This is a genomic window from Haliea sp. E17, from assembly GCF_048323675.1.
In the GTDB taxonomy this organism is placed as follows: Bacteria; Pseudomonadota; Gammaproteobacteria; order Pseudomonadales; family Halieaceae; genus Mangrovimicrobium.
In genome coordinates, this window is sequence record NZ_JBLWFK010000004.1 from 387,570 (window position 1) to 404,541 (window position 16,972).

Genomic DNA, 16,972 nt, shown 5'->3' on the forward strand with positions numbered 1-16,972 from the left:
GCTGGCGACGCTAGTCGCGATGATACGGGTGATTGACTGTGATTGTCCAAGCCCGGTACAGCTGTTCGGCGAGTAAAACCCGCACCAGGGGGTGCGGCAGGGTGAGGTCCGACAGCGACCAGTGCATTTCCGCCCGCTGCAGGCATGCATCCGCCAGGCCATCGGGGCCGCCAATCAGCAAACTGACGTTGTTGCCGGACATCTGCCAGTCATTGAGTTTTTGCGCCAGGCCCGGGGTGCTGAAGGATTTGCCGCGCACGTCCAGCGCAATGACCCGGTCGCCATCGGGGATAGCGCGCAGGATCTGCTCGCCCTCCTTTTCCACCAGCTGTTCGGGCTGGCTGCGCTTGCCCCGCTGAGGCAGGGGCAGCTCGCGCCACTCCACTTTAAGCTCGCGGGGCATGCGCCGGGTGTACTCGTCCACGCCCTCATAAACCCAGCCCGGCATCCGCGTACCCATGGCGAATACGGTGATGCGCATTACTTCGCTTCGGGGTTGCGCAGGTCCGCCCAGAGACGTTCAAGGTCATAGAAGTCGCGGGTGGCGGGCAGCATGACATGGACGACGACATCGCCGAAATCCACCAGCACCCACTCGCCGGCGTCCTCACCTTCCACGCCAAGCGCCCGCTGGCCCTGCTTCTTGGCCTCGAGGCACACGTTATCGGCCAGCGATTTGACGTGGCGATTGGATGTGCCGCTGGTTATCACCAGGTAATCCATGACATCGGTCAGACCGGTGACATCCAGGGCCACCGTGTTTACCGCCTTGAGGTCATCGAGCGCATCGATGACCAGATCCTTCAATTGCTCAGCCTGCATTTCGCTGACAGGTTTCCATAGTTTTCGTGTTCCTCTTCACAGGTACAGTTGATTGTCTTGAATATAGTCCAATACCGGCGCCGGCAGCAGGTATCGCGGCGAGCGCCCCGCCGCCAGCATCTGGCGGATCTCGGTGGATGAAATCGGCAGCTGGCGCAGGCGTTCCACCAGGACCGCGCCGGCCGGCCGCAAGCCGAGTTCCGCCGCATCCGGCACCGCGTGCTGCCGCAGCCAGTCTGCAACCACCCCGGATTCGGGCAGCTGCCAACCGGGGCGCGCCAGCACCACGATGTGGGCCAGCTCGCCGAGTTGCTCCCAGCGGTTCCAGCTATCGAGGTGCGCGACCGCGTCGCCCCCCATGACCAGGCAGAGGCTGGCGCTTTCGCCGAGCTCGCCGCGCAACTCCAGCAAACTGTCCACGGTGTAGGACGCGCCGCTGCGCCCGAGTTCGCGGGCATCACAGGAAAGGCGGGGCTCATCACGCACGGCCAGCTCCACCATGGCCGCGCGGTGCCCGGCGGCCACCGCGGGCGTTTTGCCGTGGGGAGGCTGGGCACAGGGCATCAGGCGCAGGTGGTCCAGCTGCAAAAGTTCGACCAGTTCCAGCGCTGAGCGCAGGTGGCCGTTGTGCACCGGGTCAAAGGTGCCGCCAAAGACACCCACCGGCCCCGATCGGGTACTCAACGGCGGACCTGCCCCTCGCCCAGCACAATGTATTTTTCCGAGGTCAGCCCCTCGAGACCCACCGGGCCGCGGGCGTGGAGCTTGTCGGTGGATATGCCGATCTCCGCACCGAGGCCATATTCAAAGCCATCGGCGAAGCGGGTCGAGGCGTTGACCATCACCGAGCTGGAATCCACCTCGCGCAGGAAGCGCATGGCGCGGCCGTGGTCCCGGGTCACGATGCTCTCGGTATGGCGCGAACTGTACTGCTCGATATGCGCCATGGCGGCATCCAGACCGTCGACGATGCGCACCGCCAGGATCGGGCCGAGGTACTCCTCGTACCAGTCGCTTTCGGTCGCCGCCACGGCGCCGGGCAGCAGCGGGCGCGATCGCTCGCAGGCGCGCAACTCGACACCCGCAGCGGCGTAGGCCGCCGCCAGCCGCGGCAGGATGGCCTCCGCCTCGGCGGCATGCACCAGCAGGGATTCCATGGTGTTGCAGGTGCCGTAGCGCTGGGTTTTGGCGTTCACGGCTATCGCCTCGGCCATATCCAGGTCGGCGCCCTCGTCGATATACACGTGGCAGTTGCCGTCCAGGTGCTTGATCACCGGCACCCGGGCCTCGGCACTGATGCGCTCGATCAGGCTCTTGCCACCGCGGGGCACGATCACGTCGACGAACTCCGGCATCGCAATAAGCCGGCCGACCGCCGCGCGGTCGCGGGTCTCCACCACCTGCACCGCGGACGCCGGCAAACCGGCGGCCTGCAGGCCCGCGGCGAGGCAGCGGGCAATGGCCAGGTTGGATTCCAGCGCCTCGCTACCGCCGCGCAGGATGGTCGCGTTACCCGACTTGAGGCACAGGCTGGCAGCTTCCACAGTAACGTTCGGACGCGACTCGTAGATGATGCCGATAACCCCGAGGGGCACGCGCATGCGCCCGACCTGGATACCGCTCGGTCGGGTTTTGACATCGTTGATACTGCCCACCGGGTCAGGCAGGGCGGCAACCTGGACCAGCCCTTCGAGCATGGCATCGAAGCGCGGAGGCGTCAGTTCCAGGCGGTCCATCAGCGCAGCGTCCAGGCCGTTTTCCCTGCCACGCTGCAAATCGGCGGCGTTGGCTTCGGCGATTGCATGGCGGGCGGCTTCCAGCGCATCCCGCGCCGCCAGCAAGGCGTCGTTGCGCACACGGGTCGAGGACGCCGCCACGACCCGCGCAGCGGCGCGCGCCGCGCCGCCGAGCTCCGACATGTACTGCTCTACATCCATAACCGAACCGTGCCCTGCACCAGTGAAAGCGCGGGATTATACCCGAAGCCCGCGGCTGGCGCGCCCTGCGGGTGAATAATCCCGCGGGCAAAAAAAACGCGGGCAATGCCCGCGTTTCGCTTCCGCTTGCAACCTTACAGCGCGTCGGCGTTCTCGGCCAGGTAGGCGGCGACGCCGTCGGGGGACGCGGACATGCCCTTGTCGCCCTTGTTCCAGCCCGCGGGGCAGACTTCGCCGTGCGCTTCGTGGAACTGCAGCGCCTCGACCAGGCGGATCAGCTCGTCGATGTTGCGGCCCAGCGGCAGGTCGTTGACCAGCTGGGAGCGCACGTTGCCTTCCTTGTCGATCAGGAACGCGCCGCGGAAAGCCACGCCGCCGGCGGTTTCAACGTCGTAGGCCCGGCAGATGTCGTGGTTAACGTCCGCAGCCATGGTGTAGGACACAGCGCCGATGCCGCCTTTGTCGACAGGGGTATTGCGCCACGCGTTGTGGGTAAACTGCGAGTCGATAGAGACTGCAACCACTTCCACGCCCAGCTCACGGAACTTGTCCATGCGGTGGTCGAGTGCAATCAGCTCGGAAGGACAAACGAAGGTGAAGTCCAGAGGATAGAAGAACACCAGGCCGTACTTGCCGGCCATCGCCTCGGACCGCTTGTAGGAATCAACGATCTCGCCTGAGCCAAGTACCGCGGCAACATCAAAATCAGGTGCAGGTTTGCCAACTAAAACGCCCATCTTGTCACTCCCTTTGTGAGGTTGAATAGCGCGGGGCGAATACCCCGCTTAGCGGCAGAATCCTAACCGCGCGGGAACATAGAGGCAAATAAAATGCCCGAACAATACCGGCCGCGATGCTGTGGTCGCGCGGTGCAAACAGCCCCGGAATGATCTGGCAGAGAACACTGTTGACAATCATTCTCGTTTTCAATAACTTTAACCCGGTCAGGATTCATACAGTATAAAGAAACGCCCATGTACGTCTGTCTTTGCAAAGGTATTACCGACTCCCAGATCCGCACCGCCGTGGAAGAGGGCGCCAGCTCCCTGCGCGAAGTCCGCGCCGCCCTCGGTGTCGCCAGCCAGTGCGGCAAGTGCGGCCTGCTGGCCCGGCAGATCGTGCGCGATGCCCTGGCCGAAATGCCACAGCTGGAAGAGCCCCTTTACTACGCGGCAACCTGAGCAGACAACGGCGACAGGAGCTGATAATCAATCTGATTATCAGTATCAAAACCCATAAAAATCAATAACTTACGCTTGACAAAGCGGAGCGTTTAGCCCATTCTCCGGCGCAGGAACTTTGCAACGGAGGCATTTATGAAAGGCGACCCCAAAGTTATCGAGCACCTCAACCGGATTCTCGGCAACGAACTGGTGGCGATCAACCAGTACTTCCTGCACGCGCGCATGTACAAGGACTGGGGCCTCAAGGAACTCGGCGATCACGAATACCACGAGTCTATCGACGAAATGAAACACGCCGACACCCTGATCGAGCGTATTCTTTTCCTTGAGGGACTGCCCAACCTGCAGGACCTGGGCAAGCTGATGATCGGCGAGAACACCAAGGAGATGCTGGAGTGCGATCTCAAACTCGAGCACAAGGCCCACGAAGACCTCAAGGACGCAATCGCCTACTGTGAAAGCGTCAGCGACTACGTCTCCCGCGAGATCTTCGTCCACATCATGGAATCCGAGGAAGAGCACATCGACTGGCTGGAAACCCAGCTCGGCCTCATCGACAAAGTCGGCCTGCAGAACTACCTGCAAACCGCGATGCACTCGATCGGCGAATCCTGAGACCGGAAAACGCCGGGGCACCTGCGCCCCGGCCCGGCCCGGCCCGGCCCGAATAAAGAAAAACCCGCTGCCCCTTGCCGGAACAGCGGGTTTTTTAATGCCCTGCGAAACTATTCGGAGGCCGCGCTGGACTGCGCCGATTCCTTGATCAGGGTTTGCAGCTCCCCGCTCTCGAACATCTCGGTGACGATGTCGCAGCCGCCGACCAGCTCGCCGTTGACCCACAGCTGGGGGAACGTCGGCCAGTTGCCGTACTTCGGCAGGTTGGCGCGGATATCCGGGTTGGTCAGCACGTCGACATAGGCGAAACGCTCACCACACTGCATCAGGGCCTGCACCGTGCGTGCGGAAAAGCCGCACTGGGGCGCGTTGGGAGATCCTTTCATGTAAATAAGGATGGGGTTGTTTTCAATCTGCTCTTTGATGGTATCGAAGATTTCCATGGGAGTTCCTGTATAACACTGTCCGGGCGACGCCTGCTCCACCGCTGTGGACGGGCCTGCCCGGCAACCACTTGATGACAACTCATTATTCTACCGTATTAACCCCGGACAAAATACGCCCTTCCCCACACCGTGGGAATTGAAGCCAATCGCACCTCCCGGAAAGAAGAGACAAAGCCCGCCAGAGACTGGTCAATCGCGGCCAGATTCCGGGCTTGCTCCACCGGCAGGGCGTGAGGCGGAACCTGCCTGCTGGAACCGTGTGGCGACAGGACGTCGCCACCCGAGCCCACACAGGGACGTGCGCTTTTTGGCGTGTTCCAGCAGGCAGGTTCCGTCTCGCGACCGGCAAGATAACCCCCAAGCCTGGTACTCAATAACTGCCAGCCACCACCCGCCGATAGACCACATTGCCAAACCCCTGACACGAGGATATAGTGGTCGGTTCGAGGCAGCTCCCGCTGCCTTTTTGCGTTTACTGGAGAAGAAAAATGTCGGCGCTGATGCCTACCTATGCCCGCTTGCCCGTCTCGTTCGAGTACGGTGAAGGTGTGTACCTGTATGACAGCGAAGGGCGCCGATACCTCGACGGAATCTCCGGCATCGGCGTCACCGGTCTCGGCCACGCCCACCCCGCCGTCACCGATGCCATCACTTCCCAGGCGGCGAAGCTGCTGCACACCTCCAACCTGTACGGCATTGGCCCCCAGGAGCGGCTGGCCGAGCGCCTCACCGCGGCCACCGGCATGGACAACTGCTTTTTCGGCAACTCCGGCGCCGAGGCCAACGAGGCGGCGATCAAGCTGGCGCGCCTGTACGGCCACAATCGCGGCGTGGACAAGCCGACCATCATCGTCCTCGAGGGCGCTTTCCACGGCCGCACGCTGGCGACCCTGAGCGCCACCGGCAACCGCAAGATCCAGGCGGGCTTCGAGCCACTGGTCAGCGGTTTCGTACGCGCACCGCGCAACGATATCCAGGCACTGCAGCAGATCGCCAAAAACAACCCCGACGTGGTGGCCTTCCTGGCCGAGCCGATACAGGGTGAGGGCGGCGTGCTGCCGCTCGACGCCGATTACCTGAGCGCCGTGCGCGAACTGTGCGACCAGCAGGGCTGGCTGATGATGCTCGACGAGGTGCAGACCGGCACCGGGCGCACCGGCACCTGGTTCGCCTACCAGGGCCTCGGCTTCCTGCCCGATGTGGTCAGCACCGCCAAGGGCCTCGGCAACGGCGTGCCGATCGGCGCCTGCCTGGCCCGCGGCAACGCGGCGGAAGTATTTCACGCCGGCAACCACGGTTCGACTTACGGCGGTAACCCGCTGGTCTGCGCGGCGGCCCTGGCGGTCGTGGAAAGCATTCTCGACACCGAGATCCTGCACTCTGTACCCAGCCGCGGCGAACTGATTCGCAGCATTGTTCGCGAGCGCACCGCCGCCAGCGGCAAGCTGCTGACAGACCGCGGCATGGGCCTGATGCTGGGCTTCCAGCTCGACCGCGAATGCGGCCAACTGGTCGGTCAGGCGCTGGAGCGCGGCCTGCTGATCAACGTCACCGCCGGCGACACGATACGCCTGCTGCCGCCACTCATCATCTCCGAGGATCAGGCCAGGGAACTGGCCGAAGGCGTAGCAAGCCTGATCCTGGACCTGTAACCGGACAAAAACCGAAGCGAGCTGTACCTATGGCAAGCCCCCGGCACTTTCTCACTCTCAACGATTTCAGCGCAGGCGAACTGCAGGCGCTGATCGACCGCGCCATCGAGATGAAGACGGAGCACCGCGCCGGCACCGCCCGCCCGCTGTTCCCGGGCAAGGTGATGGCGATGATCTTCGAGAAATCATCCACCCGGACGCGGGTTTCCTTCGAGGCCGGCATGGCCCAGCTCGGCGGCCACGCCATGTTCCTGTCCCCCAACGACACCCAACTGGGCCGCGGCGAACCGGTGGAAGACTCCGCCCGGGTGATCTCATCGATGGTGGACATCGTCATGATCCGCACCTTCGGCCACGACATCATCGAGCGTTTTGCGGCGGCGTCCTCGGTGCCGGTCATCAACGCGCTTACCGACGACTACCACCCCTGCCAGCTGCTGGCGGACATGCAGACCTACCAGGAGCACCGCGGCAGCATCGCCGGGCGCACCGTGGCCTGGGTCGGCGATGGCAACAACATGGCGCAGAGCTATATCAACGCAGCCGGCCAGTTCGACTTCCAGCTGCGGGTGGCCTGCCCCGCGGGCTATGAACCAGCCAGCGCCCTGCTCGATGCCTACGCCGACCGGGTGCAACTGGTAGAGGACCCCCGCGAAGCGGTGGCTGGTGCCGACCTGGTGGTGACCGACGTGTGGGCCTCCATGGGCCAGGAGGAGGAGCAGAAAACCCGCGAAAGGGCCTTCGCCGGCTACCAGGTCAACGCGGCGCTGATGGCTCACGCCGCCGCCGACGCCCTCTACATGCACTGCCTCCCGGCGCATCGCGGCGAGGAAATCAGCGCCGAACTGATGGACGCGTCCGACACTGTCATCTGGGATGAGGCCGAGAACCGGCTGCACGCCCAAAAAGCCCTGATCGAAGCCCTGCTCAACGCCGCAGCCTGAGCCCCTACCCCGGGCTGTGGAAAAGCCCCCCCCCTGCGGCGCCCCTCCGGGCCCGCGCCGGGGAAAAAATTTCACCGGCGATTTGTGTCGAAATATCCCAGCCCCCGCAAGCTCCACGGCACCCGCCCGGTTAGTGGGCGCCGACCCACCTTTAAATCAACAAGTTATCCACAACATAAACCCAGCGTGGTGCCTTGCATTACGCCAGACCTCGCATTATCTTGTATCTCACGCTTTCAAAAACCCCAATATATGGGGTATTCGCCGGGCAAAGAGCAATCATAATGTCACCCGGCGTTACTGATCTGCACAGATTAGCCCGCTGCGGGCAAGAAAAGCTTCCCACCACCAGTGTGGGGATCACACAGTGACGCCAATCGGAGCCCCCTCCAGCAGGGGCAAGGTGAACCGGTTGAGCGACGTGATAGACAACACAACGCGGCCAGGGGAATCGGGACTGGCGGTCGCGATACAACGGAGAGACCATGCAGACTGAAACCCAATCCGGCTCCACAGCTCCTGTCAGCACCCCATCAACACCCACCGCCTCCAGTGGCGCCATCGCAGCAACCGCACCGGGCCAGCTGCGGGTTATCAAGCGCAACGGCACCGTAGTCAGTTTCGAAGACAGCAAGATTTCCGTGGCCATCACCAAGGCCTTTCTCGCCGTGGAGGGCGGCACCGCCGCAGCCTCCAGCCGCATCCACGAAACCGTCGCCCGCCTCACCGAACAGGTCATCGCCACCTTCAAGCGGCGCATGCCCTCGGGCGGCACCGTCCACATCGAGGACATCCAGGACCAGGTCGAGCTCTCCCTGATGCGCGCCGGCGAGCACAAAATCGCCCGCGAGTACGTTATCTACCGCGAGGAACAGGCCCGCAAGCGCGCCGCCCGCTCGGCCCTCTCCCAGGAAACCCAGGCGGCGGCCAGCAATATCAGCGTGGTCCAGCCGGACGGCAGCAGGGCCCCGCTCGACCTCGCCCGCCTGCACACCATCGTCAGTGAGGCCTGCGCCGGCCTCGAAGACGTCAGCGAAGCGCGCATCCTCGACGCCTCGCTGAAGAACCTTTACGACGGCGTCACCAGCGCGGAACTGTCCACCTCCCTGGTCATCACCGCACGCACCCTGATCGAGCAGGAACCCAACTACAGCTATGTCGCCGCGCGCCTGCTCTGCGACAACCTGCGCGCCGAGGCCCTGAATTTCCTCGGCGTCGCCGACAGCGCCACCCAGTCGGACATGGCCCTGCTCTACGCCCGTGCCCTCCCCGCCTACATCGCCCGCGGGGTGGAACTGGAACTGCTGGACCCGAAACTGCTCGCCGACTACGACCTCGACCTGCTCGGCCGGGCACTGCTGCCGGAGCGCGACCTGCAGTTCACCTACCTGGGACTGCAGACCCTCTACGACCGCTATTTCATCCACAGCAACGAAGTGCGCTTCGAACTGCCGCAGATTTTCTTCATGCGTGTGGCCATGGGGCTGGCGATAGAGGAGCCGCAAAAGAACGAGCGCGCCATCGAGTTCTACCAGCTGCTTTCCTCATTCGACTACATGAGCTCCACCCCGACACTGTTCAACGCCGGCACCCTGCGGCCCCAGCTGTCGTCCTGCTACCTCACCACGGTACCCGACGACCTGAGCGGCATCTTCGGCGCCATCCAGGACAACGCCATGCTCTCCAAGTTCGCCGGCGGCCTGGGCAACGACTGGACGCCAGTGAGGGCGCTGGGCTCCTACATCAAAGGAACCAACGGCAAGAGCCAGGGGATCGTGCCTTTTCTCAAGGTGGTCAACGACACCGCGGTCGCGGTAAACCAGGGTGGCAAGCGCAAAGGGGCAGTTTGCGCCTACCTCGAGACCTGGCACCTGGATATCGAGGAATTCCTCGACCTGCGCAAGAACACCGGTGACGACCGCCGGCGCACCCACGACATGAACACCGCCAACTGGATTCCCGACCTGTTCATGAAGCGGGTCTTCCAGGGCGGCGAGTGGACCCTGTTCTCGCCCAACGATACCCCCGACCTGCACGATCTCTACGGCCGTGCCTTCGAGGAGCGTTACAACCACTATGAAGAAGAGGCCCGCGCGGGTCGCCTGAAACTGCACAAGACGGTGAAGGCGGAAAACCTCTGGCGCAAGATGCTCGGCATGCTGTTCGAGACCGGCCATCCCTGGGTGACCTTCAAGGACCCCTGCAACCTGCGCTCGCCGCAGCAGCATGTCGGCGTGGTGCACTCCTCCAACCTGTGTACCGAGATCACCCTGAACACCAACGCGGATGAAATCGCGGTCTGCAACCTGGGCTCCATCAACCTGCCACGGCACATTGGCGAGCAGGGCCTGGACCTGGAGAAGCTGCGCAACACCGTGCGCACCGCCGTGCGCATGCTGGATAACGTAATCGATATCAACTACTACTCGGTGGATACGGCGCGCAATTCCAACTTCAAGCACCGGCCTGTCGGCCTCGGCGTGATGGGCTTCCAGGACGCGCTGTACAAGCAGCACGTCGCCTACGCCTCCGACGCCGCTGTCGAGTTTGCCGACCGCTCCATGGAGGCCATCAGCTACTTCGCCATCGAGGCCTCCAGCGACCTCGCGGCGGAACGCGGCAGCTACCAGACTTACCAGGGCTCGCTGTGGAGCCAGGGCGTGTTCCCGATCGACACGCTCGACCGACTGGCCGAGGAGCGCGGCGCGGACTACCTCCAGGTCGATCGCAGCCAGACCCTTGACTGGCCGGGCCTGCGCAACAAGGTCCAGCGCGACGGCATGCGCAACTCCAACGTCATGGCGATCGCACCAACCGCGACCATCGCCAACATCACCGGCGTTTCCCAGTCGATCGAGCCGACCTACCAGAACCTGTATGTCAAATCGAACCTGTCCGGCGAGTTCACGGTGGTCAATCCCTACCTGGTCAACGACCTCAAGTCCCGCGGCCTCTGGGATGGCGTCATGGTCAACGATCTCAAGTACTACGACGGTTCAGTCCAGGCCATTGACCGGGTGCCGGCAGACCTCAAGGCCGTCTACGCCACCGCCTTTGAAGTCGAGCCGCGCTGGCTGGTGGACGCCGCCAGCCGGCGCCAGAAATGGATCGACCAGGCGCAGTCACTGAACCTGTACATCAACAACGCCAGCGGCAAGAAGCTCGACGTGACCTACCGCATGGCCTGGTACAACGGCCTGAAGACCACCTACTACCTGCGCTCACTGGCCGCCACCAGCACCGAGAAATCGACCATCGAAAGCGGCGCCCTGAACGCGGTATCCCGGGATGCAGTCGCACCGGCACCGGTGCCCAAGGCCTGCTCGCTGGACGACCCGGATTGCGAGGCCTGCCAGTAAGGTGCCAATGGAACCGAGTGAAACACAACAGGAAACAAACGCCAGGGGACAAAACCAGATGTTGAGTTGGGACGACTACCACAAGGAAGACAGCGCCAGTAACAACCAGGCTCGCGGGGCAGCGCGCCTGGCTGAACCGACGGTGACCGCAGCGCCAGCTGCCGCCGAAATGCCGGTGCCGGCCGCTGTCGAAAAACCGGCCGCGGTGCCCGCGCCGGAGCGTTCCACCGAATCATCTCTGGCAACCACCGAGGCCAGCGCAGCCAAAGATGCGGATCTCGCGGCACTCGCCGCCGAGGCAGTACAGAACCTGGATGTCGCCCCGGGGCTCGAGGAACTGGAGATGGGCGCCTCGCGGGTCTCGGTAGATGAGAAAGCGATGATCAACTGCCGCGCCGACCTCAACCAGCTGGTGCCCTTCAAGTACGACTGGGCCTGGCAGAAATACCTGGACGGCTGCGCCAACCACTGGATGCCCCAGGAAATCAACATGACCGCCGACGTCGCCACCTGGAAGAGCCGCGACGGCCTGACCGAGGACGAACGGCGCATCGTGATGCGCTCACTGGGCTATTTCTCCACCGCGGACTCGTTGGTGGCCAACAACCTGGTGCTGGCCATCTACCGCCTCATCACCAACCCCGAGTGCCGCCAGTACCTGCTGCGCCAGGCCTTCGAGGAAGCCATTCACACCCACGCCTACCAGTACTGCATCGAGTCGCTGGGCATGGATGAAGGCGAGGTGTTCAACATGTACCGGGAGATTCCCTCGGTGGCGAAGAAGGCCGCCTGGAGCCTCAGCCACACCCACGAACTCTCGGACCCGACCTTCAAGACCGGCACACCGGAAGCGGACCGCACCCTGCTGCGCAACCTGATCGGATTCTACGCAGTCACCGAGGGTATCTTCTTCTACTGCGGCTTTACCCAGATTCTCTCCATGGGTCGTCGCAACAAGATGACCGGCGTCGCCGAGCAGTTCCAGTACATCCTGCGCGACGAATCGATGCACCTCAATTTCGGCATCGACGTCATCAACCAGATCAAACTGGAAAACCCGCACCTGTGGACGCCGGATTTCCAGGCCGAGGTCACCCAGATGATCCTCGAGGGCACCCAGATCGAAATCGAATACGCCAGGGACAGCATGCCGCGCGGCGTGCTGGGGATGAACGCCGCAATGATGGAGGAGTACCTGCACTTCATCGCCAACCGGCGCCTGGCCCAGCTCGGCCTGCCCGAGCAGTTCAAGGGGGCGCAGAATCCCTTCCCCTGGATGAGCGAGATAATGGACCTGCGCAAGGAGAAGAACTTCTTCGAAACCCGGGTCATCGAGTACCAGACGGGGGGTGCCCTGAGCTGGGACTGACAGTGGCGTTGTATGCGGCGCTCCCTGCGGCAGTGAGCGCCTTCAGCACCAATCGGTAGAAGCACAGTTGCGGTTAATGGACGATACAGTCACACGAGGACAACCGGATGAGTGAGAGCAAACCGAGCGAGACCGAGACCATCCTGATGGCGCTGGACCAGATCAGCCAGACCATCGACGTGATGACCAGCGTGGTGGGTCGGCTACGCCACTATGTGCAGCAGCAGGGTGCCAGCGCGGATTCCGCGCTTGAAAACGGCATGCCCCTGCCCTCCGAGCGCATAGTCCACTAGAATACCTGTCGGCGCCTCTCCCCGGGGCGCCGACGCTGGAATCAGGCTCCCACTCCCCCGACACACTCCCACGGGGCAGGCCGGTTGCCCACTGTCCGGCGGCCCCCGCAATTTGCAAGGAGTACTTGATGAGCACTGTTATCGATGGTGTGGACTACGGCCCGCTGGCGCAACTGATCGGCACCTGGTGGGGCGACCGCGGCCTGGATATCGCCCCGGAACCCGATGGCGAGGATTCCGAGGCCTACTACGACAGCATCACTTTCACGCCCTCCGGCCCTGCCGATAACGCCGAGGAACAGGACCTGGTCTCCCTGCGCTATCACCAGGTGGTGCGCAAACGCGCCAATGGACGCATCTTCCACGACCAGGTCGGCCACTGGATCTACGAGCCGGCAACCGGGCTGATCGCCCACTCCCTGACCATTCCCCGTGGGGTGGTGCTGCTCGCAGGCGGCGAACTGAAAACCGAGGGTGACGCCAGTATTTTCACCGTCAAGGCGGAAATGGGCAGCGAGACCTTCGGCATTGCCCAGACCCCCTTCATGCTGGAAAAAGCCCGCACTACCGCCTTCCACATGGAAATGCGTGTGGAGGGTGACGAGCTGTCCTACAACGAGACCACCTTCCTCGACATTTACGGGCGCAAGTTCGAGCACAAGGATCGCGCCAAACTGCAGCGCGTGATGTACGACATCTGACAGCCGCAGGGGGCACCGCGCCCCCTGTCCCCAGCCGCCTGGCGGAGGCAGGCCTCCGCCATATCCCCGAAACACAAGCTCTCGCCAAAGCAATGTTATCGGTGTAAACTTGTTTCGCCGTTGGCATCCCGGGTCTACACTGAAACATTCCACCCCGCCTCCGGCATTCCAGGCCGACACGCCACGGTGCGCAAGCACCGGGTGAGGCGACCCACAATTCATGACCACAGGACACTGACATGATGTATCAGAGTGAGCAGTTTACGCTCCGGCGTCTCGACGGCGACATCGCCGAACTGTGTTTCGACCTGCAGGGCGAATCCGTAAACAAGTTCGACCAGGCCAGCGTTGCCAGCCTGACCGCGGCCCTGGACGCCCTCGAAGCCGAGCAGGGTATTCGCGGCCTGCTCCTCACCTCCGGCAAGTCCGTGTTTATCGTCGGCGCCGATATCACCGAGTTCCTGCAACTGTTCGGCGCCAGCAAGGAGGAGATCAAGGCCTTCTCCGGCGTCAACAATGCCAATTTCAATCGTATCGCCGCCCTGCCCTACCCCACCGCAGTGGCAATCAACGGTTTCGCCATGGGCGGCGGCATGGAGATCAGCCTGGCCTGCGACTTCCGCATCATGAGCACCGCAGCCAAGATCGGCCTGCCGGAAACCAAGCTCGGCATCCTGCCCGGCTGGGGCGGCACCACCCGCCTGCCGCGCCTGATCGGCGTGGACGAGGCAGTCACCTGGATCGCCACCGGCGCCGACCAGCGCGCCGACGCGGCCCTCAAGGCCGGCGCCGTGGATGCGGTCGCCGAGCCGGGTGCGCTGCGCGATGTCGCGCTGGCGACCCTGCAAAACGCCATCGACGGCAAACTCGACTACCTCGAGCGCCGCGCGCGCAAGAACGGCCCCCTGCCGCTGAACGACATCGAGGCCATGATGAGCTTCTTCACCATCAAGGCCATGGTCGGCCAGCAGGCGGGCAAGAACTACCCCGCGCCGATCAAGGTCGTGGATGTCATCGAGGCGGCCCGCAGCATGTCCCTGGAAGACGCGCTGGCGGTCGAAGCCGATGCCTTCGCCGAACTCGCCAGCACCCCGGTCGCCACCGCGCTGGTCGGCGTCTTCCTCTCCGACCAGTTGCTTGGCAAGAAAGCCAAGGGCTGGGAAAAACAGGCCGACAAACCGGTGGAGCACGCGGCAGTACTCGGCGCCGGTATCATGGGCGGCGGCATCGCCTACCAGAGCGCCTACAAGGGCACCCCGATCAAGATGAAGGACATCAATCAGGCCGGCCTGGACCTCGGCCTGTCCGAAGCCAACAAGCTGCTGTCCAAGCGGGTCGCCCGCGGCCGCATGAGCCCCGAGGAAATGGGCAATGTGCTCAACAGCATCGACCCCACCCTGACCTACGCCGGCTTCGACGCTGTGGACATCGTGGTCGAGGCTGTAGTGGAGAACGAGAAGGTCAAGGGCATCGTACTGGCGGAGACCGAGGACCACATCACCGAGGACACCATCCTCGCCTCCAACACCTCGACCATCTCCATCACTCGCCTGGCGCAGAACCTCAAACGCCCGGAAAACTTCTGCGGCATGCACTTCTTCAACCCGGTGCACGCCATGCCCCTGGTGGAAGTCATTCGCGGCGAGAAAACCTCTGACCGGGCGGTCGCCCGCACCGTGGCCTACGCCAACAAGATGGGCAAGAAAGCGGTGGTGGTGAAGGACTGTCCCGGCTTCCTGGTCAACCGGGTGCTGTTCCCCTACTTCGGCGGCTTCAACCTGCTGATCCGCGACGGCGCCGACTTCACCGCCATCGACAAAGTCATGGAGCGCTGGGGCTGGCCGATGGGCCCGGCCTACCTGATGGACGTGGTCGGCATCGACACCGGTGTCCACGCCGCCAAAGTCATGGCGGAGGGCTTCCCCGACCGCATGGCGCCGGACTTCAAAAGCGCCACCGAGATGATGTTCGAGCTGGAGCGTTTCGGCCAGAAAAACGGCAAGGGCTTCTACGAATACGTGCCGGACAAGAAAGGCAAGCCGAAGAAAACTCTCAACGCGGACGTCTACGCCATGTTTGGCGACAGCGCCGGCCCGCGCCAGGAGTTCGCGCGCGAGGAGATCGAGATGCGCATGATGCTGCCCATGGCCATCGAACTGGCGCGCTGCCTGGAAGAAGGCATTGTCGACTCCCCGGCGGAAGCGGACCTGGCGATGCTCTACGGCGTCGGCTTCCCGCCCTTCCGCGGCGGCATCTTCCGCTGGATGGACACCATCGGCCTGGCCGCCATCGCCGAGGCTTCAGAGAAGTATGCGCCCCTCGGCAAGGCCTACGAGCTGACCGAGCGCATGCAAGCCATGCTCGCCAATGGCGAGACCTACTACGCCTACAAATGAGCCCGGGCCGGGATAGAGGAGAGAGATTGTGAGTATGAATCCCCGAGACGCAGTAATTGTCGACTACGCCCGTTCCGCCATGGGGCGATCCAAGAATGGCTGTTTCCGCAACGTGCGCGCGGACGACCTGTCCGCCGCCGTGATCAAGGGCATGCTGGCCCGCAACCAAGCGCTGGACCCGAAAGAGATCGACGATCTCATCTGGGGCTGCGTGATCCAGCGCGGCGAACAGGGCATGAACCTGGCGCGGATGATCGTGCTGAACGCCGAACTGCCCCACGAAGTTCCCGCGCAGACCGTCAACCGCCTGTGCGGCTCATCGATGAGCGCCCTGCACACCGCCACCGCCAATATCATGGCCGGCATCGGTGACGTCTACCTGGTGGGCGGCGTCGAACACCTGGGTCACCTGCCGATGATGGACACCGCCAACATCGACCCCAATCCGCGCATGGGCCGCTCGGTGGCCAAGGCCGCCGGCCTGATGGGCATGACTGCCGAGTACCTGGCGATCCTCCACGGCATCAGCCGCGAACAGCAGGACCAGTTCGGCCTGCGCTCCCACCAGCTGGCCCACAAGGCTACCCTGGAGGGCAAGTTCGCCCGGGAGATCATCCCGGTGGACGGTCACGACGAAAGCGGCAGCCTGGTCTCTATCACCGCGGACGAGACCATCCGCCCGGAGACCACCTTCGAAGGCCTCGCCGCGCTGCCGCCCGCCTTCAACCCCCAGGGTGGTACGGTGACGGCGGGACAGTCCTCCCAGGTCTCCGACGGCGCTTCCGCCATGCTGATGATGTCCGCGGAAAAAGCCCAGGCGCTGGGCCTGAAGCCTATCGCGCGGGTCCGCGCCGCCACCCTGGCGGGGGTCGATCCCTCGATCATGGGTTACGGCCCGGTGCCCTCCACCAAAAAGGCGCTGAAGCAACTCGGCCTGAGCATGGGTGACATCGAGATGATGGAACTCAACGAGGCTTTTGCCGCCCAGGCGCTGGTGGTGCTGAAGGACCTGGACCTGCTGGACAAGATGGACGAGAAGGTCAACGTGCACGGCGGCGCCATCGCCCTCGGCCACCCCTTCGGCTGCTCCGGCACCCGCATCACCGGCTCCCTGCTGAACATCATGGAGGACCGCGACATGACCCTGGGCGTGTCCACCATGTGCATCGGCCTGGGACAGGGCATTACCACGGTGCTTGAGCGGGTATAAGCGCCGGCGCCGACTGGCAATCACGACCCGACAATGGCCCTCGA

At 63.6% G+C, this 16,972-nt stretch carries 16 protein-coding genes; 10 read left to right on the forward strand and 6 right to left on the reverse strand.

The genetic code is table 11. From position 1 onward, the window contains the following. Nucleotides 1–10: 10 nt before the first annotated feature. From rlmH to ACNKU3_RS12380, 5 genes are all read right to left on the reverse strand, one after another. Nucleotides 11–481 carry a 23S rRNA (pseudouridine(1915)-N(3))-methyltransferase RlmH gene (gene rlmH, locus ACNKU3_RS12360; RefSeq protein WP_418259776.1) on the reverse strand — a complete coding sequence of 157 codons (471 nt, stop codon included), beginning with the start codon at nucleotides 479–481 and terminating at the stop codon, nucleotides 11–13. Next, nucleotides 481–822 (reverse strand): ribosome silencing factor, encoded by a 342-nt coding sequence (gene rsfS, locus ACNKU3_RS12365; protein WP_418259777.1) that lies wholly within the window; start codon nucleotides 820–822, stop codon nucleotides 481–483. Before rsfS ends, rlmH begins: the two co-directional genes overlap by 1 nt. Before the next feature lie 36 nt (nucleotides 823–858). Beyond that, a complete protein-coding gene (nadD, locus tag ACNKU3_RS12370; RefSeq protein WP_418259778.1) occupies nucleotides 859–1,506 on the reverse strand; it encodes a nicotinate-nucleotide adenylyltransferase in 648 nt (215 codons plus the stop codon). Continuing rightward, nucleotides 1,503–2,759, reverse strand: a complete 1,257-nt coding sequence (locus ACNKU3_RS12375; RefSeq protein WP_418259779.1) for a glutamate-5-semialdehyde dehydrogenase — start codon at nucleotides 2,757–2,759, stop codon at nucleotides 1,503–1,505. The genes nadD and ACNKU3_RS12375 overlap by 4 nt, the downstream gene beginning before the upstream one ends. A 134-nt stretch (nucleotides 2,760–2,893) precedes the next feature. After that, entirely contained in the window at nucleotides 2,894–3,496 is a 603-nt protein-coding gene (locus tag ACNKU3_RS12380; protein ID WP_418259780.1) for a peroxiredoxin, read from the reverse strand. A gap of 237 nt (nucleotides 3,497–3,733) precedes the next feature. On the opposite strand from ACNKU3_RS12380, the gene ACNKU3_RS12385 reads away from it, so the two are divergent. Together ACNKU3_RS12385 and bfr are read left to right on the forward strand one after the other, a co-directional pair. After that, a complete protein-coding gene (locus ACNKU3_RS12385) occupies nucleotides 3,734–3,940 on the forward strand; it encodes a bacterioferritin-associated ferredoxin (protein ID WP_418259781.1) in 207 nt (68 codons plus the stop codon). Between the two features lie 135 nt (nucleotides 3,941–4,075). Further along, entirely contained in the window at nucleotides 4,076–4,558 is a 483-nt protein-coding gene (gene bfr, locus ACNKU3_RS12390; RefSeq protein ID WP_418259782.1) for a bacterioferritin, read from the forward strand. 110 nt (nucleotides 4,559–4,668) lie between these two features. On the opposite strand, the gene grxD is transcribed toward bfr, so the two are convergent. Next, nucleotides 4,669–5,001, reverse strand: coding sequence for a Grx4 family monothiol glutaredoxin (gene grxD / locus ACNKU3_RS12395; RefSeq protein WP_418259783.1), 333 nt, complete (start codon nucleotides 4,999–5,001; stop codon nucleotides 4,669–4,671). A gap of 491 nt (nucleotides 5,002–5,492) precedes the next feature. Here grxD and ACNKU3_RS12400 point away from each other — a divergent pair, with 491 nt between their 5' ends. From ACNKU3_RS12400 to fadA, 8 genes are all read left to right on the forward strand, one after another. After that, entirely contained in the window at nucleotides 5,493–6,656 is a 1,164-nt protein-coding gene (locus ACNKU3_RS12400; protein WP_418259784.1) for an aspartate aminotransferase family protein, read from the forward strand. A gap of 29 nt (nucleotides 6,657–6,685) precedes the next feature. Next, nucleotides 6,686–7,600: an ornithine carbamoyltransferase gene (gene argF, locus ACNKU3_RS12405; RefSeq protein ID WP_418259785.1), complete on the forward strand. Its 915-nt coding sequence runs from the start codon at nucleotides 6,686–6,688 to the stop codon at nucleotides 7,598–7,600. Between the two features lie 485 nt (nucleotides 7,601–8,085). Then, entirely contained in the window at nucleotides 8,086–10,959 is a 2,874-nt protein-coding gene (locus tag ACNKU3_RS12410) for a ribonucleoside-diphosphate reductase subunit alpha (RefSeq protein WP_418259786.1), read from the forward strand. Nucleotides 10,960–11,017: 58 nt separating this feature from the next. After that, complete coding sequence (locus tag ACNKU3_RS12415) at nucleotides 11,018–12,328, forward strand: ribonucleotide-diphosphate reductase subunit beta (protein ID WP_418259787.1); 1,311 nt, start codon at nucleotides 11,018–11,020, stop codon at nucleotides 12,326–12,328. Nucleotides 12,329–12,435: 107 nt separating this feature from the next. After that, complete coding sequence (locus tag ACNKU3_RS12420; RefSeq protein WP_418259788.1) at nucleotides 12,436–12,621, forward strand: hypothetical protein; 186 nt, start codon at nucleotides 12,436–12,438, stop codon at nucleotides 12,619–12,621. Nucleotides 12,622–12,749: 128 nt separating this feature from the next. Then, on the forward strand, nucleotides 12,750–13,322 hold the full coding sequence (locus ACNKU3_RS12425) for a heme-binding beta-barrel domain-containing protein (protein ID WP_418259789.1): 573 nt from the start codon (nucleotides 12,750–12,752) through the stop codon (nucleotides 13,320–13,322). 239 nt (nucleotides 13,323–13,561) lie between these two features. After that, nucleotides 13,562–15,718: a fatty acid oxidation complex subunit alpha FadB gene (gene fadB / locus ACNKU3_RS12430; RefSeq protein WP_418259790.1), complete on the forward strand. Its 2,157-nt coding sequence runs from the start codon at nucleotides 13,562–13,564 to the stop codon at nucleotides 15,716–15,718. Between the two features lie 28 nt (nucleotides 15,719–15,746). Then, entirely contained in the window at nucleotides 15,747–16,928 is a 1,182-nt protein-coding gene (fadA, locus tag ACNKU3_RS12435) for an acetyl-CoA C-acyltransferase FadA (RefSeq protein WP_418259792.1), read from the forward strand. Nucleotides 16,929–16,972: the final 44 nt, after the last annotated feature.

What these genes read in the sequence shown, in the direction of transcription:
- rlmH (WP_418259776.1), bottom strand. Translation starts at nt 481, where the DNA reads ATGCGCATCACCGTATTCGCCATGGGTACGCGGATGCCGGGCTGGGTT.
- rsfS (WP_418259777.1), bottom strand. Translation starts at nt 822, where the DNA reads ATGCAGGCTGAGCAATTGAAGGATCTGGTCATCGATGCGCTCGATGAC.
- ACNKU3_RS12375 (WP_418259779.1), bottom strand. Translation starts at nt 2,759, where the DNA reads ATGGATGTAGAGCAGTACATGTCGGAGCTCGGCGGCGCGGCGCGCGCC.
- ACNKU3_RS12380 (WP_418259780.1), bottom strand. Translation starts at nt 3,496, where the DNA reads ATGGGCGTTTTAGTTGGCAAACCTGCACCTGATTTTGATGTTGCCGCG.
- ACNKU3_RS12385 (WP_418259781.1), top strand. Translation starts at nt 3,734, where the DNA reads ATGTACGTCTGTCTTTGCAAAGGTATTACCGACTCCCAGATCCGCACC.
- bfr (WP_418259782.1), top strand. Translation starts at nt 4,076, where the DNA reads ATGAAAGGCGACCCCAAAGTTATCGAGCACCTCAACCGGATTCTCGGC.
- grxD (WP_418259783.1), bottom strand. Translation starts at nt 5,001, where the DNA reads ATGGAAATCTTCGATACCATCAAAGAGCAGATTGAAAACAACCCCATC.
- ACNKU3_RS12400 (WP_418259784.1), top strand. Translation starts at nt 5,493, where the DNA reads ATGTCGGCGCTGATGCCTACCTATGCCCGCTTGCCCGTCTCGTTCGAG.
- argF (WP_418259785.1), top strand. Translation starts at nt 6,686, where the DNA reads ATGGCAAGCCCCCGGCACTTTCTCACTCTCAACGATTTCAGCGCAGGC.
- ACNKU3_RS12410 (WP_418259786.1), top strand. Translation starts at nt 8,086, where the DNA reads ATGCAGACTGAAACCCAATCCGGCTCCACAGCTCCTGTCAGCACCCCA.
- ACNKU3_RS12415 (WP_418259787.1), top strand. Translation starts at nt 11,018, where the DNA reads ATGTTGAGTTGGGACGACTACCACAAGGAAGACAGCGCCAGTAACAAC.
- ACNKU3_RS12420 (WP_418259788.1), top strand. Translation starts at nt 12,436, where the DNA reads ATGAGTGAGAGCAAACCGAGCGAGACCGAGACCATCCTGATGGCGCTG.
- ACNKU3_RS12425 (WP_418259789.1), top strand. Translation starts at nt 12,750, where the DNA reads ATGAGCACTGTTATCGATGGTGTGGACTACGGCCCGCTGGCGCAACTG.
- fadB (WP_418259790.1), top strand. Translation starts at nt 13,562, where the DNA reads ATGATGTATCAGAGTGAGCAGTTTACGCTCCGGCGTCTCGACGGCGAC.